General features: G+C 44.8%; 15 protein-coding genes and 1 pseudogene. 7 read left to right on the top strand and 9 right to left on the bottom strand.

The features are described from left to right. Positions 1-55 precede the first annotated feature (55 nt). The 5 genes from uvrA to PR675_RS13705 all read left to right on the top strand — a co-directional run bounded on the left by uvrA (position 56) and on the right by PR675_RS13705 (position 4,427). Positions 56-2,890 carry an excinuclease ABC subunit UvrA gene (uvrA, locus tag PR675_RS13720; protein ID WP_060560923.1) on the top strand — a complete coding sequence of 945 codons (2,835 nt, stop codon included), beginning with the start codon at positions 56-58 and terminating at the stop codon, positions 2,888-2,890. Between the two features lie 249 nt (positions 2,891-3,139). Continuing rightward, a complete protein-coding gene (locus PR675_RS21020; protein ID WP_350244674.1) occupies positions 3,140-3,250 on the top strand; it encodes a transposase domain-containing protein in 111 nt (36 codons plus the stop codon). Positions 3,251-3,531: 281 nt separating this feature from the next. Then, positions 3,532-3,801: a hypothetical protein gene (locus PR675_RS13715; RefSeq protein WP_239686457.1), complete on the top strand. Its 270-nt coding sequence runs from the start codon at positions 3,532-3,534 to the stop codon at positions 3,799-3,801. Positions 3,802-3,879: 78 nt separating this feature from the next. Further along, a complete protein-coding gene (locus PR675_RS13710; protein WP_004924521.1) occupies positions 3,880-4,143 on the top strand; it encodes a type II toxin-antitoxin system ParD family antitoxin in 264 nt (87 codons plus the stop codon). Continuing rightward, the gene (locus PR675_RS13705; protein WP_014656874.1) at positions 4,140-4,427 is read left to right on the top strand and encodes a type II toxin-antitoxin system RelE/ParE family toxin; all 288 of its coding nucleotides are present in this window, start codon (positions 4,140-4,142) and stop codon (positions 4,425-4,427) included. The genes PR675_RS13710 and PR675_RS13705 overlap by 4 nt, the downstream gene beginning before the upstream one ends. Positions 4,428-4,862: 435 nt before the next feature. Here PR675_RS13705 and PR675_RS13700 read toward each other — a convergent pair whose 3' ends face one another. Continuing rightward, entirely contained in the window at positions 4,863-5,222 is a 360-nt protein-coding gene (locus tag PR675_RS13700) for a hypothetical protein (RefSeq protein WP_060560920.1), read from the bottom strand. Here PR675_RS13700 and PR675_RS13695 point away from each other — a divergent pair. Further along, positions 5,206-5,745 (top strand): annotated as a pseudogene (locus PR675_RS13695) (transposase); the annotation flags it as partial. The gene PR675_RS13700 and the pseudogene PR675_RS13695 sit on opposite strands and share 17 nt — an antisense overlap. Before the next feature lie 58 nt (positions 5,746-5,803). Here PR675_RS13695 and PR675_RS13690 read toward each other — a convergent pair. From PR675_RS13690 to dnaB, 3 genes are all read right to left on the bottom strand, one after another. Further along, the gene (locus PR675_RS13690) at positions 5,804-7,000 is read right to left on the bottom strand and encodes an amino acid aminotransferase (RefSeq protein WP_060560918.1); all 1,197 of its coding nucleotides are present in this window, start codon (positions 6,998-7,000) and stop codon (positions 5,804-5,806) included. A 69-nt stretch (positions 7,001-7,069) separates the two neighbouring features. After that, complete coding sequence (alr, locus tag PR675_RS13685; protein ID WP_060560917.1) at positions 7,070-8,152, bottom strand: alanine racemase; 1,083 nt, start codon at positions 8,150-8,152, stop codon at positions 7,070-7,072. A 141-nt stretch (positions 8,153-8,293) separates the two neighbouring features. Next, on the bottom strand, positions 8,294-9,703 hold the full coding sequence (gene dnaB / locus PR675_RS13680; protein WP_004924545.1) for a replicative DNA helicase: 1,410 nt from the start codon (positions 9,701-9,703) through the stop codon (positions 8,294-8,296). Between the two features lie 331 nt (positions 9,704-10,034). Here dnaB and PR675_RS13675 point away from each other — a divergent pair, with 331 nt between their 5' ends. Continuing rightward, positions 10,035-11,018, top strand: a complete 984-nt coding sequence (locus PR675_RS13675; RefSeq protein ID WP_036942008.1) for an NADPH:quinone reductase — start codon at positions 10,035-10,037, stop codon at positions 11,016-11,018. A 42-nt stretch (positions 11,019-11,060) separates the two neighbouring features. Here PR675_RS13675 and dusA read toward each other — a convergent pair whose 3' ends face one another. The 5 genes from dusA to PR675_RS13650 form a co-directional block, all read right to left on the bottom strand. After that, positions 11,061-12,071, bottom strand: a complete 1,011-nt coding sequence (gene dusA / locus PR675_RS13670; RefSeq protein ID WP_004924554.1) for a tRNA dihydrouridine(20/20a) synthase DusA — start codon at positions 12,069-12,071, stop codon at positions 11,061-11,063. Positions 12,072-12,269: 198 nt separating this feature from the next. Continuing rightward, the gene (locus PR675_RS13665) at positions 12,270-13,064 is read right to left on the bottom strand and encodes an inositol monophosphatase family protein (RefSeq protein WP_014656881.1); all 795 of its coding nucleotides are present in this window, start codon (positions 13,062-13,064) and stop codon (positions 12,270-12,272) included. Between the two features lie 50 nt (positions 13,065-13,114). After that, positions 13,115-13,594: a DUF6882 domain-containing protein gene (locus PR675_RS13660; protein ID WP_036942011.1), complete on the bottom strand. Its 480-nt coding sequence runs from the start codon at positions 13,592-13,594 to the stop codon at positions 13,115-13,117. Positions 13,595-13,672: 78 nt separating this feature from the next. Continuing rightward, the gene (uriH, locus tag PR675_RS13655) at positions 13,673-14,608 is read right to left on the bottom strand and encodes a uridine-preferring nucleoside hydrolase UriH (protein ID WP_272582765.1); all 936 of its coding nucleotides are present in this window, start codon (positions 14,606-14,608) and stop codon (positions 13,673-13,675) included. Between the two features lie 102 nt (positions 14,609-14,710). Further along, positions 14,711-16,870, bottom strand: a complete 2,160-nt coding sequence (locus PR675_RS13650; protein WP_014656883.1) for an ornithine decarboxylase — start codon at positions 16,868-16,870, stop codon at positions 14,711-14,713. Positions 16,871-16,983 lie beyond the last annotated feature (113 nt).

Below are 16,983 nucleotides of genomic sequence, written 5' to 3'. Positions count from 1 at the left end.
TGCGATAATGATTCACTTATGATTGTTCACTATCAAATCATCCGGGAAGTGGTAAATGGATAATATCGAAGTACGCGGTGCCCGCACTCATAATCTGAAAAACATCAATCTCATCATCCCCCGAGACAAACTGATAGTTATTACGGGGTTGTCAGGTTCAGGGAAATCATCATTAGCTTTTGACACACTCTATGCAGAAGGTCAACGGCGCTATGTAGAGTCCTTATCCGCCTATGCAAGGCAATTTCTCTCATTGATGGAGAAACCCGATGTTGATCATATAGAAGGGTTATCACCCGCTATTTCGATTGAACAAAAATCCACCTCTCATAACCCAAGGTCAACGGTGGGCACAATCACCGAAATCCATGACTACTTACGTTTATTATTTGCCCGTGTAGGTGAACCACGCTGCCCAGATCACGATATTCCGCTAGCGGCTCAAACCGTGAGTCAAATGGTCGATAACGTGCTAGCACAGCCTGTTGATCGTCGCATGATGTTATTAGCCCCTGTCGTGAAAGACCGCAAAGGTGAACATGTCAAATTGTTAGATAACTTGGCCTCTCAGGGCTATATTCGTGCACGTATCGACGGTGAAGTGTGTGATCTGTCCGATCCTCCAACGTTGGAGTTACAAAAGAAGCATACCATTGAAGTTGTGGTTGACCGCTTTAAGATCCGTGATGATATCGCACAGCGCCTCGCTGAATCTTTCGAAACCGCTCTTGAGCTATCCGGCGGTACCGCGATTGTTGCCGATATGGATGATCCCAACGCAGAAGAGCTAGTGTTTTCAGCCAATTTTGCCTGCTCGGTATGCGGCTATAGCATGGTGGAATTAGAGCCTCGCTTATTCTCCTTTAATAACCCCGCCGGGGCATGTCCGAGCTGTGATGGCCTTGGTGTTCAACAATTTTTTGATCCTGAAAGGGTGATCCAAAATACCGAGATATCACTCGCAGGTGGGGCTATTCGCGGCTGGGATCGCCGGAACTTCTACTACTTCCAAATGCTGCAATCCCTTGCTGAGCATTATAAATTTGATGTTGAAGCCCCTTATGATTCTCTGAGTCCTTCCATTCAGAAAATTATTCTGTACGGCTCAGGTAAAGAGACGATTGAGTTCAAATATCGTAATGATCGCGGCGATATTACGGTTCGTCACCACCCTTTTGAAGGGGTGCTCAATAACATGGAACGCCGCTATAAAGAAACGGAATCAACGGCGGTACGGGAAGAACTCGCCAAATACATTAGCAATCGCCCTTGTGTGACATGTCACGGAACACGTTTACGTAAAGAGGCGCGTTTTGTTTTTGTCGAAAATACCACGTTGCCTGAAATTTCTGACTACAGTATTGGTCATGCGATGGCGTTTTTCCAAAATCTTAAACTCAGCGGGCAACGGGCAAAAATTGCAGAAAAAGTCCTTAAAGAAATTAGTGACCGATTAAAATTTTTGGTGAATGTTGGTCTTAATTACTTAACGCTTTCTCGTTCGGCAGATACTTTATCGGGCGGTGAGGCGCAACGTATCCGTCTCGCTAGTCAAATTGGTGCAGGCCTTGTCGGGGTCATGTATGTTCTGGATGAACCGTCGATCGGTCTCCATCAACGCGATAATGATCGCTTGTTGGAAACCCTCATTCATCTACGCAATCTAGGTAATACCGTTATTGTGGTAGAGCACGATGAAGATGCTATTCGCGCCGCAGATCATATCATTGATATTGGTCCGGGGGCTGGCGTCCATGGTGGTCAAATCGTTGCACAAGGCACCTTAGAAGATATTGTCGCCAATACAGACTCTTTAACAGGCAAGTTCCTAAGTGGCGAACGGCGCATTGATATCCCTAAAAAACGGGTTCCCGTCAATAAAGACAAGATGCTCAAACTGTTTGGCGCTAAAGGGAATAACCTGAAAAATGTGACCTTAAAGCTTCCTGTTGGCCTATTTACCTGTATCACTGGGGTATCGGGTTCAGGGAAATCCACATTGATCAACGATACCTTATTCCCTATCGCACAACGTCAATTGAATGGTGCCACCACAATTACACCAGCACCTTATCTTGATGTTGAAGGGCTTGAACACTTTGACAAAGTCATCGATATCGACCAAAGCCCTATCGGGCGAACGCCTCGCTCAAATCCAGCGACTTATACAGGGGTGTTTACACCGATTCGTGAGTTATTTTCTGGTGTACCGGAATCTCGTACTCGTGGCTACAATCCAGGTCGTTTTAGCTTTAACGTTAAAGGGGGGCGCTGTGAAGCCTGCCAAGGTGATGGTGTTATCAAAGTTGAAATGCACTTCTTACCTGACGTTTATGTGCCCTGTGATCAATGTAAAGGTAAGCGCTATAACCGCGAAACATTAGAGATAAAATATAAAGGCAAAAGTATCCACGAAGTGCTTGATATGACTATCGAAGAGGCTCGTGATTTCTTTGATGCTGTGCCAGCACTGGCTCGTAAGCTGCAAACCTTGATGGATGTGGGGTTATCCTATATCCGCTTAGGCCAATCAGCGACGACCTTATCCGGTGGTGAAGCACAACGTGTGAAACTGGCTCGTGAGCTATCGAAACGCGGTACTGGGCAAACCATCTATATCCTTGATGAGCCAACCACTGGGCTGCATTTTGCCGATATTCAGCAGCTCTTGACGGTACTGCATCAATTACGTGACCAAGGCAATACGATTGTCGTCATTGAACATAACTTAGATGTGATCAAAACCGCTGATTGGATTGTTGATTTAGGCCCTGAAGGGGGAAGTGGTGGCGGTGAAATCTTGATTTCTGGTACACCTGAAGAAGTGGCTGAATGTGAAAAATCGCATACTGCTCGTTTCTTAAAACCCATCTTAGCACGGGGCTACTAACCACAAGCGTGACAGCGCCTTATTTTGAAATCGAAAAACGCGGGCAAAACCCTAATGCCGATCAGTCAGTTAAGAACTCAATAATAGGTTGAACGATCCTACAGTGCTGTAAAAATCCGTAATCATCCCAAGATTACGGATTTTTTTATGTTACTTAGTCAAGCTCTCAAGACTGTTCAGGCTTTCTCGCCAAAATAATTTACAGCCCTTTCTGAGCTCCTTTCCGCTGAACTCATTGACGAATGTCTCGTGGATACTGGGGCTGTTACAATAAGAAAACGCCGTCTTCCGATGGGAATGATGGTATGGGCTGTAATGGAAATCTCTCTTTTTCGTTCTCTTTCCATGGCTCAAGTCTAAGCCTACTTTCCGCAGTAGCTCCGGGGAAAATACCGAAATTCATCAATGAGATATTGGCTATGGTTGGAAGTTTTGTACTACCTAGTAGGCGACAAAGGCATTACCCCGAGCAGTAAAGAAAAAGCCGTAACGGTATCCGTTACGGCAATATTAATAACTCAACTGACAAGCATTACGGGCTAACCCCGGCTTTCTTTAATAAGGGGGTTCCAATGAAAGGCCAAGCAAAGAAAGGAGGGGAATTAGGCGTCAATGGCGAGTATTACAAAGGTGGTCAATTTATGCCGAGGAGTGCCAGTACCGTTAAAGGCGAGCACTGTTCAACGAGTCGTAAAACGGGAAAGAAACGACGTGTGCTGATCGAACCTGGCATTCTCGTCGAAGTTAACCATGACGAAAACGCCATTTTTGCACGTATCAGTGCATTCGTTGCTGTTGAGAACGGTTTTATGCGCCAGACCGCCAGTGCGCATACGGTCACCTATTATGGTTTGGAAACGTCCTTGCCAGATCTTATCCGCCATTATAATGCAGGTGAACGGTATTGTTGATTGTTCGATATTGATAAAAATAAGAACGGGTTTATACTAATAGTTAATAATAGTTGGTAACTAGTAGGGATTTTAACCATGTCAACGAGTGTAGCTTTAAGCCCTTACTTTGAGGAATTTATCCAAAGTCAGATTAAGAGCGGGCGATATAATAATACAAGTGAAGTGATCCGTGCAGGACTTCGCGCTTTAGAAGAGCAGGAAAATCAATTAAAACTTGCCGCACTTCAAACGGCAATAGTTGACGGTATTAATAGCGGTGAAAGTAAAGATGCGAGCGCGGTATTTAGCCGTTTATCAAGTAAGTATGCCACATTGGCTGAGGATAACGGTAGCAAATGAAATTGGGTATATCACCGCTGGCAGTACAGGATTTAGAATCGATCGGTGACTGGATAGCAAAGGATAATCCCATTAGGGCCCTGAGTTTTATTGAAGAGCTGTATCAAAAATGTCTTCTTATTGCAGACTCTCCGACCCTCTATGCTGAACGCCCAGAAATTTTGCCAGGCTTGAGAAGCTGTGCTTATGGCCGATACCTGTTATTTTTCCGCGTACTGGAAGCTGAAGTACGCATAGAGCGCATACTCCACGGCTCCAGAGATATTCCTGCGCATTTCAGTTAACGATATACGCGGAACAGTGGCTTTTCTCGTTGTGGAAAATGGGATAATGGGGAAGACTGCAAGTGAAAAGGCCATTGCCTATCATGGGCTTACTGAGTCGTTACCGGACCTGATCAAACGGTTCAATGCGGTCGAACGATACCGATGAGGGTGACCCCTCACCAAAGCTGTCATGACAGTTGCTATCTTATCTTTTTATGAATGAGAAATAACAATATTAGCAAAATAGGAGTGCCAAAAATAACATAAGCCATTGCAGTGTCATGATTCATTCGCAAACTCTCTACGAAAGCGCGCCAAACGGTAACTGGATCATCATTACCTATCACTGTGTAGTTGTATGTAAAGCTTGAACTAAACCCGAATTCAAAAATGCCCAAGCCTAAATAAAATAATAAAACCAACAAAATAGTCAAAAACCATCTTAAAAACGTTCTATTTATCATAAGTGCTACCCAAGACATCGCCACCCATTTCACCACCATCAAAACTTGTTGCCTCTCCGCCTATTTTCGCTGACGATGTGGCAAATTCAAAAAATAGAATCATAGTCCCTTTATCTGATGGCGTGAGATTGTCGATATTTGGATACTGTTTATGGAAATCACTTGTGACTTCAATGACATCAAACTTATTAAAATTATCCTTCTTACCATCCAAATAATTCAGGAATGAAACAGGCACCGTGAACGCCTCTTCTCGTTCGATCGGATACTGCGTTCTCATTGGTGTATAACTCTCTTCAAATATCCCTGTGCCAGATTGCTTTAACCCTTTTACACCCCAAGCACGCAAAAAGTGGGCTAACTCCCCAATGACATTGAAAGCCCGATTGATAACAAAAAATATCAATGGAAAGGGGGTTCAGATATTAACATCAATGAGTGAGCCACTTCGATACCCCAAAGCCGATATTGCAGACCTTTATAGGCATCGTTGGGAAATAGAGCATGGCTTCAGGGAAATGAAGCAGCATATGTTGAATAATGAACTCACATTGAGGAGCAAAAAGCCAGCATTGGTAAATCAAGAATTATGGGGAATAGTACTCGCGTATAACTTACTGCGATTTATGATGGCACAGATGGCATACAGCCTGAAAGATACAGAACCGTATCAGATAGGATTTAAACAAACTGCGCTATACCTGAGTGCTCAACTAAGCCTACTTCCCGCAGTCGCTCCGGGGAAAATACCGAAATTCATCAATGATGATATTGGCTATGGCTGGAAGTTTTGTACTACCTAGTAGGCGACAAAGGCATTACCCCGAGCAGTAAAGAAAAAGCCGCAACGGTATCCGTTACGGCGATATTAATGACTTAACTGGCAAGCATTAGGGCAAAACCCGCGTTTTTTAATCAATAATTCACGAATTATTTGCTTACAGCAGCGAACGCTTCAACAATACGTTGAACATTATGACGGTTTACACCAGCCATACAAACACGCCCCGTACCCACTAAGTAGACAGCAAACTCATCTTTCAAACGCGCAACCTGCTCTTTTGAGAAGCCTGTGTAACTAAACATACCGCGTTGTTTTAACAGATGGTCAAAGTTTTTTTCTGGTAGTGCTTTTTTCAGTTCATCCACCAGAACAGTACGCATTTCTAAAATACGTACGCGCATCTCTTCAACTTCCTTCAACCATTGTGCTTTCTGTTCACTGTTTGTGAGAACTTGCGCCACAATTTTAGCCCCATTTGACGGTGGGCTTGAGTATAGGCGACGTACCCCTGCTTTTAATTGGCCTAATACGCGGTCACGTTCTTCTTGGCTTTCACAAATAACTGACAAACCACCAGCACGTTCACCATAGATACCAAAAATTTTAGAGAATGAATTACTCACAAACACAGGCAAGCCTGCTTTTACCATCGCACGGATAGCATAAGCATCTTCTTCAATACCTTCCGCAAATCCTTGATATGCAATATCCAAGAATGGGATCAGTTTTTGTGCCTTAGCCACTTTAGTCACTTCATCCCACTGCTCTGGCGTGAGATCTGAACCGGTTGGGTTATGGCAGCAAGGGTGCATTAAAATGATGCTATTTTCTGGCAATGTCTTAAATGTTGCCAGCATTTCAGCAAATTTTACCCCTTTGCTCTTTTCATCAAAGTAAGGGTAATAGTGAACTTTAGTACCTGCTCCAGAGAAAATTGATGCATGGTTTTCCCATGTAGGGTCACTGCACCACACCTCTGATTTAGGGAAGTAATAGTTGAGGAAATCCGCACCCAATTTTAGTGCCCCTGAACCACCGATAGTTTGTACTGTCGCGATACGTTCTTGCGCAATAAGAGGACAATCAGCACCGAAGAGTAATTTTTGGATCTCTAGACGATAATCTTTGAGACCTTCCATCGGTAAATACAGTGACGCGCTTGCTGGTAACTTGTTTAATTCCGCTTTCGCATGACCAACAGTTTTCAGCTCAGGTGTTTTACCTTCCCCATCATAGTATAAGCCGATACTCAGGTTGATCTTGTTTTCACGAGTATCTTTATTAAATTCATCCATCAGCGATAAGATCGGATCGCCCGGGTAAGAATCAACATGTTGGTACACAGTACATCTCCATAATCAGATAAAAATAATATTTTTTTGTTTCGTCTTTTGAAAATAACCCTTTGTTTGCTATTCGTCTACATATTCCATGACAACTCTTGAGGTTAATTTAGTCAGTAACTCATAATTGATAATGCCTGTTTGTGCGGCGATTTCTTCAACTGGCAGAGATTTCCCCCATAAAATCACCTCATCACCCACTTTATCATTGGCATTTGGCCCAAGATCAACGGTGATCATATCCATTGAAACTCGTCCTACAATAGGCACTTTTCGCCCATTTACCAAAACTGGCGTACCTGAAGGCGCGCTTCGAGGATAACCATCACCATAACCTATCGCAACAACGCCCAACCGAGTGTCACGCTGGCTACACCATGTTGCACCATAACCCACACATTGCCCAGCAGCATGCTCCCTAACAGCAATCAATGTTGATTTTAGTGTCATCACACTTTGTAAGCCAAAATGCTCGGCGGATGTGCCTTCTTGAGGGGAGGCACCATACATGATGATCCCCGGCCTAACCCAGTCATAATGGGCATCTGGCCATAATAAGATCCCTGCCGATGCCGCAATCGATTTTTCTCCGGCCTTATTGGCAATAAACTGTTTAAAGCAGTGAATTTGATTTGCTGTTGTCGGTAATTCAGGCTCATCAGCCTGACAGAAATGGCTGATAATATTGATGGGGTGTTTGACGTTTTTACACGCTTGCAAGCGCTGATAGAATGCTTCCGCATCTTGAGGCAACACGCCTAAGCGGTGCATGCCTGTGTCGAGTTTCATCCAAACTTTAATCGGGTTCGCCAATTCGGTTGCTTCCAGCATTGCAAGCTGTTCAACACAGTGGATAACCGTATCGATTTGATGTTCCACTAACAAGGGGAGATCAGAATGTTCGAAAAAACCTTCAAGTAATACAATAGGAGCCGTTATCCCTCGTTCCCTCAGTGCCAGAGCTTCTTTAAGTCGGGCGACACCAAAACCATCAACGAGATCTTCAAGGGTGGTGCTGACTTCGGTTAATCCATGGCCATAAGCATTTGCTTTAACAATGGCAATTAAACGGCTGTGTGGTGCGAGTTCTCTAACTCGTTGCAGATTATGTCGCAGAGCGCGGCGGTTAATTAAAGCGGTTGCCGCTTTCATTATGTCCTCTTTTTACTTTCTTATAAATCATCCAAGATGCAGCTCAGCGCCAAAGATAGATAAGCCGCTTGCTGCATACATACGCATCTGACTAGCCCACATGAGCCAAGTCAACAACACTGCCGCTTTTAGTATGACAGATCACTCATCGTCATAGGCAGGCCCCGCATAGTTATCAAAGCGAGACCATTGACCATTGAACGTTAATCGAACCGTACCAATCGGACCGTTACGCTGTTTACCGATAATGATTTCCGCCACCCCTTTCAAGTCACTGTTATCGTGATAAACCTCATCACGATAGATAAACATAATAAGGTCAGCATCCTGCTCAATAGAGCCTGATTCACGTAAGTCTGAGTTGACTGGACGTTTATCCGCGCGTTGTTCCAAGCTCCGGTTAAGCTGTGATAGCGCCACAACAGGCACATTAAGTTCTTTAGCTAATGCCTTCAGTGACCGAGAAATTTCAGCAATTTCAAGTGTACGGTTATCCGATAATGCAGGGACTCTCATTAACTGTAAATAGTCAATCATAATCAGACTTAAACCACCATGCTCTCGATAGATACGACGCGCACGGGAACGTACTTCTGTTGGTGTTAAGCCAGAGGAGTCATCGATGTACATGTTGCGCTTTTCTGACAGAATCCCCATGGTGCTAGAAATACGCGCCCAGTCCTCGTCGTCAAGCTGGCCTGTACGAATACGTGTTTGATCAACACGCGATAAGGAGGCCAACATACGCATCATGATCTGGCTACCGGGCATCTCCAAACTGAAGATCAACACGGGTTTTTCTTCCGTCATCGCTGCATTTTCACACAAGTTCATCGCAAAAGTGGTTTTCCCCATTGATGGACGAGCTGCAACAATAATAAGGTCAGAGCCTTGTAGACCCGCCGTTTTCTTATCGAGATCTTGGTAACCTGTCGACACCCCTGTCACACCATCGTGAGGTTGCTGATACAGTTTTTCTATTTTTTCAATGGTTTCAGCCAAAATTGCTTCAATATCTTTTGGCCCTTCGTCCTTATTCGCTCTCGACTCTGCAATTTGGAACACCTTCGTTTCGGCAAAATCGAGTAAATCTTCACTGCTACGCCCCTGTGGGTCGTAACCCGCATCGGCGATATCATTCGCGACTTTGATCATGTCACGCACAACAGCACGTTCGCGGACGATGTCGGCGTAAGCATTGATATTCGCGGCACTTGGGGTATTTTTTGATAACTCGGCAAGGTAAGCAAACCCCCCGACATCATCCAATTTACCTTCCTGTTCAAGGGATTCGGATAATGTGATCAAATCGATGGGTTTACCCTGCTCAAGCAGAGTTTGCATTTGAGCAAAAATGGTACGATGCGGATGACTGTAAAAGTCTGCATGGGTGACACGCTCGGAAACAGTATCCCAACGGTCATTATCCAGCATCAACCCTCCCAATACAGACTGCTCGGCTTCGATAGAGTGTGGTGGAAGTTTTAAGCCTTCCATTTGCTGATCGCGCGGCGCACTGTACTTGTTTTCTGAAGGGTATTTCTTAGCCATACTTTCTTATCCACATCCATAATTAACTAGCACATTAGTATACGCCAAACTTGTTACTGACGTTGGCTTTCTTTGTGTTTTTCTAACGGGTATTGTGCCTTTCGTCGTTGTGGCACTAACCAATAATTCTATCATCAAACCATAGCGTTATTATTGCGTGATTGATATGGTAGGCAAATCAAACGTGAAATCATTTGTGTTGTTTGTTGAAGGCAAGTGAAATTATCCCTATTGAGCCAGCGATGAGAAAATGGGCGTTGTCTGCCCATCATCCAGCCGGTAATTTGATTATACGACAAGTACAAGCAGACTGTTCCTATCGGAGATGATCATGGTAAAACGTATTGAATTTGCACAACATGGTGGCCCAGAAGTTCTCAGCTATTCCGATTTCGACCTAAAAGAGCCTGCCGATAACGAAATTCAGATAGAAAATCATGCAATCGGCATCAACTATATTGATACTTATGTCCGTAGTGGGTTATACCCCGTCGCGAGTTTACCATCGGGGCTTGGTACTGAAGCTGCGGGCATTGTGGTAAAAACCGGCTCCCAAGTGACAGGTTTTCGCCCAGGTGACCGAGTGATGTATGCTCAAGGCCCGCTAGGTGCTTATAGTGAAGTTCATAATGTTCCTGAACATGCCGTTGCCCATCTTCCTGATGGAATTTCATTTCAACAGGCTGCCGCCTGTGGCCTGAAAGGTATGACTGTCTATTATCTGCTGAATCAAACCTATCAAATCAAACGAGATGAAATCTTTTTATTCCATGCGGCTGCGGGTGGTGTAGGCCTGATTGCTTGCCAATGGGCAAAAGCGCTTGGCGCTAAAATGATTGGTACCGTTGGCAGCGCTGAAAAAGCCGAGCGCGCTAAAGCGGCGGGGGCATGGGAAGTCATCAATTATCAAACAGAAGATATCGCGGCACGAGTCAAAGAGATCACTCAAGGTGAAAAGGTGAATGTCGTGTACGACTCAGTGGGCCAATCAACTTGGATTGCCTCATTAGATTCACTAAAACGCCGAGGTTTAATGGTGAGCTTTGGTAACGCATCCGGCCCTGTGACCGGCGTGAACTTAGGGATTTTAAACCAAAAAGGCGGCTTATACGTCACTCGCCCATCATTAGGGGTCTATGTCACTAATCGGGCGGAGTTAGATCAGGCAAGCCATGCGCTGTTTGATATGATCTTAAGTGGCAAATTGAATGTGGATGTCCCTGAAAAACAGATCTTTGCCTTGAAAGATGTGCAAACGGCCCACCGCACATTAGAGTCGAGAAAAACCCAAGGCTCTAGCCTGCTAATCCCATAATTTTGAGTGAGATGCCAACGACGGTTGGCACCTCACACTACATTATTGGTCGCGGGTGACGAATGCAAGAGCCTGCTCGACCACCGCCAGATCAGCCCCTTTCTTATGGGCATTTTCACTCAGATAGCGCCGCCATTGGCGAGCACCGGGTATTCCTTGAAATATCCCTAACATATGACGAGTGATATGACCAAGATAAGTGCCTTGTGATAACTCTTTTTCGATATACGGGAACATTTGGCGAACAGCATCCACCGCATTCACCACGGGTAATTGGCTATCGAATAATTGGTTATCTACCGCGGTCAAAATAGAAGGATTTTGATAGGCTTCACGCCCTACCATCACGCCATCAAGGTGACGTAAATGCTCTTTTGCCTCTTCCAGTGTTTTTATTCCCCCGTTAATCGCCATGGTTAAGTGGGGAAAATCCCGTTTTAGCTGATAAACGCGCGGATAGTCCAATGGAGGAATTTCACGGTTTTCTTTCGGACTTAGGCCGGATAACCACGCCTTACGCGCATGGATGATAAACATTTCACAACCGCCTTTAGTTGAGACGGTATCAATAAAATCACACAGGAATTCGTAGCTATCTTGCTCATCAATGCCAATGCGTGTTTTCACTGTGACAGGTATCGACACAACATCCTGCATCGCTTTCACGCAATCAGCCACAAGCTGAGCATCCGCCATTAGGCAAGCGCCAAAACGACCATTTTGTACGCGGTCTGAAGGGCAACCAACATTGAGGTTGATTTCATCATAACCACGCTCTTGCGCCAACTTTGCACATTGCGCTAATGCCTCAGGGTCGCTTCCCCCCAGCTGTAATGCTACTGGCTGCTCTTCTTCACTAAATGCCAGATAATCGCCCTTACCATGAATAATGGCACCTGTTGTAACCATTTCAGTATAGAGCAACGTATTTTTACTCAATAAGCGATGAAAATATCGGCAATGGCGGTCAGTCCAGTCGAGCATCGGCGCAACGGAAAATCGATTTATGTTTTTATAGCCTGTCATACCTTGAAAAACCTTGTTTTCAGTCATTTTTATATTTGACGTGTTTCGGTGTATCTTAACCTATTTAATCTGTTTTTGCTGTATTGGAAACACGACTAAGGACACCATGGCTTTGGTGTCCTCAACAAATGACGGCTCCCCGCCGTAAAACTGATTTGCTGCCATAAAGCACGCCGATTTTTTTAGAGTAGAAACTTTCATTACCTACGGTCGAGTTTACCCTATTTACGGATTCATTAACTTAACCAGTTGATCGGCAAGTTCAGGCGTTGAGGCACTCAATAGGCTGCCACTAAACATGACGTTATCGCGCTCACCACTTAACGAACACACATCACCCCCCGCTTCACGAATACATGGTATCAATGCTGCGCTATCCCACGGTTTCATAATCGTATCAATGGCCCCATGTAGACGCCCTGTTGCCACCATGGCATGCTGGTAAGCATCGTTGGCAAAAATAAAGTCGCGAGCGCAACTGACGACACGGTCAAGATGGTAAATCGTTGTACCTTCTCGTTGATTGTAAGTGCTACTGTGGATCCCCGATGCGGAAATGACGGCATTAGCGACCTCTTTAGGCGCATCAGTACCTAATGTTAGCCGCCGAGATAAACCGTTATGTGTTTCCAAGTAGCAACCTTGCCCTTTTGCTGCGTAAACTACCGTTGAAATGGCAGGGAAGCTGATCACCCCAACGATAGGCTCCCCCTTTTCAACATAAGCAATCAAAGTGCTAAAGAGTGGAATGCCATAAATAAAGGCGCGCGTGCCATCAATCGGGTCAATCACCCATCCAGATTCGAAAACAGTATCGCCTTCAAGGCCAAATTCTTCACCAAGGATCGGCACATCCGGTGTGTGTTGGGCAAAGTGCTCACGCAATGCCGACTCAACACGTAAATCTGTTTCCGTGACCACTGAACGGTCGGGCTTATAGTCAAAACTGCCCGCACCTTGAAATGCTTCTACGGTCATCGCTCTGACTGATTTTGCCGCTTCAAGCGCAATCGCCAGCATACTGTGGGCTCCTATTTAAAATATAACATTATGGCAATCATAACCCATGATTATGCTTGGGTTTTATGCAGTTTGACCTCACCAAAGGTCATAAAAATCAATGTGCTTCCTGCGACCCCACGATAAGCCCCTTGTTGCTGATTCAATTCGCAAGCAAGTGCCGTAAATAGCCATGCTTCATTTTCCGAGATGTCACACATCGCATCGGTAAGCTGCTCATAACCTTTGCGTTCAGCAAATTCTTGTACAGCCAATGCGTCTTGTAACAATGGCTCCTCAATCGAGCTATTTGCCCATCCCCACATCCAACTCCCTTGGTTTTGATCATAAGTACCAATGATTTGCACGGGAGCAACAGCAACGAGACCGTCTGGAGCATGAAAAACAATTGTGCCCTCTTCTTGATCGACTGACCAACTTGCCTGATCAAGATGCCAAGTATCACAGTGGAATTGGCTTTTATGCTGTAGAGCATTCATACTTCGCTCGATTAACGTATCGTAAGGTAAATCTTCAAGTTCTTGATTCATCCATATATTCCTTAAACTACAGCGTGATTATCGAACGTCAGTTTTTTATCTTATTTATCCTATAAACTGTCTTATTCACTAACCAATATTTTTTAATGCATCGACGACCAATTGCCAAAACTTAGCATGATCGAGTTTGACGGCAACCTGAGTATGGCAATCTTCAGGAGCCGGATGGCGGAAATCGGCCACAGTCATTCCAAGGGTGAGAGTTCCTGTCAGTTCAATATCTACAGGTACGCGCTGTGTCGTCATGACGGAAGGGTCGATAACATAGGCAACGGCACAGGGATCATGCACTGGTGGAGCATCAAATCCTTGTGCTTGTTTATACATTTTGCCAAAGAAATCGAGTAATTCGACGACAAATTTCGCGCAAGGTGTTCCCACGTCAGCAATGTTAGCAACGATATCTGTGGTGGCAAGCGCTTGATGGGTGAGATCTAAACCAACCATCGTTAGTGGCCATTTTTCATTAAAAACAATATGTGCCGCTTCTGGAACAATTTTGATATTAAACTCAGCCACAGGACTCCAATTCCCTACATGGTAGCCTCCGCCCATCAACACGACTTCTTTGACGCGTTCGACGATACGTGGCTCCAACCTTGCGGCTAATGCGATATTGGTTAGCGCCCCAGTAGGCACTAAAGTGATTGTTTTGGGTGGGTGCGACATGATCAATTTAATGATCAATTCTACCGCATGGCAGTTTTCCAAAGTCAACGATGGCTCAGGTAGTTGAGGACCATCTAACCCAGAGTCACCATGAATATCGGGGGCAATTTCAACTTCACGTACCAGTGGTCGTGAGGAGCCGGCAGCAAAAGGAATACCACGAATTTTTGCCATTTCAGCAACGGCTAAGGCATTGCGAGTCACTTTTTCAAGCGTTTGGTTACCAGCAACGGTCGTCACTGCCAGTAAGTCAATTTCAGGGTTGCCATAAGCTAATAGCATCGCAATTGCATCGTCATGTCCGGGGTCGCAATCAAGGATGATTTTCTTTGCCATACACCTTACCTTATTGAATTAAAAGGGAGCCTTTTATTAAAGCTCCCAATGTAACCAGCTAACAAAGTAAAATCTATGAGCTTTCGCCGATTTAAAAAATGTTTACTTCAAAACATGCGCATAGACACGTTTTTGTCCATCTTCTGTTTTCGGGATATATACCCCTTGTAGCTCAGGCGCAAATCCCGGAAGCAAGTTGATCCCCGCCTCCAAAGCTTGGAAGTAACGCAAGACAGGCCCTTCCCAAACTTCACCGGGCACCACACACAGTACGCCCGGAGGATAAGGCAGCGCCCCCTCAGCGGCAATACGCCCTTCTAGCTCACATAGAGGAAGCAGCTCCACGTTGCCGCGAATAAACTCAAGGTGCGCTTGTTGTGGGTTCATTTTCACTGTCGGAAAATGCTGCTTACGGAACATCTCTTTTTGCAATTGCTTAATATTGTACTGAACACTCAACTGGTGCATTTCTTGGCACAAACGACGTAATGTGTAGCCTTGATAATGCTCTTGGTAGCGTTGATAAACGGACGGTAACACTTCTTCCAGTGAAGCATCTTCATCCAGTAATTGTTCAAAACGAACCAAATGGGTAACTAGTAGCTCTAATTTCTCTTTACTCTCTGCGGGGGTGAGTAAAAATAAGATGGAATTTAAGTCACATTTCTCGGGGATCACACCATGTTCACGTAAGAAATGCGCCAATATAGTCGCCGGAACGCCAAAGGATTCGTATTCACCACTTTGAGCATCGATACCCGGCGTTGTTAGCATCAACTTACAAGGGTCAACAAAATATTGATTTTCCGCATACCCTTCAAACGCATGCCAACGTTCATTAGGAATAAAATTAAAGAAGCGCTGTTCAGAAGCAATTTGCGCCGTTGGGTACTCTTGCCATGGTTTTCCGTCGACAAATTCAGGCACAAAGGGTCTAAAATAATGGCAGTGGTTGATAATGGCTTTTCTAACCTCAATGCCAAGTCTTACGCACTCCATCCACATCATTTCCCCTGCATCCCCTTGATGCATACGCGCATTGACATCTAACGAGGCAAACAGCGGATAAAATGGACTGGTAGACGCGTGCATCATAAAAGCGTTATTCAGCTTTTTATGCGAGACAAAGCGCTCTTGCCCTTTAATATGGTTATCTTTTTTATGGATTTGCGACGCTTGCGAGAACCCTGCCAATTGTTTATGCACCGATTGAGTCACCATAATACCAGGATCATTTTCATTTAATTCAAGTAATAGTGGCGAACATTGGCGCATCATAGGGATAAATTGTTCGTAGCCAACCCACGCAGAATCGAACAAAATATACTCACATAAATGACCAATTTTATCGACAACCTGCCTTGCATTGTAAACCGTGCCGTCATAAGTACCGAGCTGGATCACCGCTAAGCGGAATGGACGTTCACGCGTATTTTTTTCAGGCATGACGTCATTAATCAATGAACGCAAGTAGTCCTCTTCAAAACAATGCGCATCGATTCCCCCGATAAAACCAAATGGGTTACGTGCCGTTTCAAGGTAAACCGGTGTTGCGCCCGCTTGGATCAGGGCGCCATGGTGGTTTGATTTATGATTATTGCGATCGAATAAAACCAAGTCTCCCGGTGTTAGCAAGGCATTTAACACGACTTTATTGGAAGAAGAGGTGCCGTTTAGTACAAAATAGGTTTTATCTGCATTAAATACGCGAGCCGCAAATTTCTGTGCTTCTTTCGCAGCCCCTTCATGGATCAGCAGGTCTCCCATCGCGACATCAGCATTACACAAGTCGGTACGAAACAGGTTTTCGCCATAAAATTGGTAAAACTGTTCGCCAGTTGGATGGCGGCGAAAAAATTGTCCACCTTGATGGCCCGGACAAGCAAAAGTGACATTATGCCCCGCAGCATAATCCATCATTCGCGCAAAAAATGGCGGTAATAGCTGTTCAAGATAGTGATTTGCCGCTGCAAATAATTGACGACTATTTTCACTACGCTCAGCCGGTGCAGGCGGTAAAATTCCCGTTAAATAAGGAGGATGAGGGATATCATCTGGAAGCTGTTTATCACTAATGATAAACAGCGGAATACTGAGTTTACTCTCTGCAACCCTTTTCCACAGCCCTTGATTGGCATCCAACTCGGATAGCACAACAGCAGCAATATTGTTTAACTGTGCATCGCGAATATCTACCCATTGGAATTCTCCCGTAAAGTAGATAGCGACCCCCTGGCTACATGCCACATTGATTTTTTTCATAACAGTCTGGCTCTTAGTTAGCTGAGGAAAAGAGGCCGACAATATACTTGATAGGAAATCAGATTGGAATTGCCATAAAGTGCGGGAATAATTCTAATTTTTCGGGAGGAGAT

The organism is Providencia sp. PROV261 (assembly GCF_028477945.1).
Taxonomy (GTDB): domain Bacteria; phylum Pseudomonadota; class Gammaproteobacteria; order Enterobacterales; family Enterobacteriaceae; genus Providencia; species Providencia stuartii.
The sequence above is the reverse complement of the archived record's forward strand: the minus strand, read 5'-3'. Positions and strand labels throughout refer to the sequence as shown.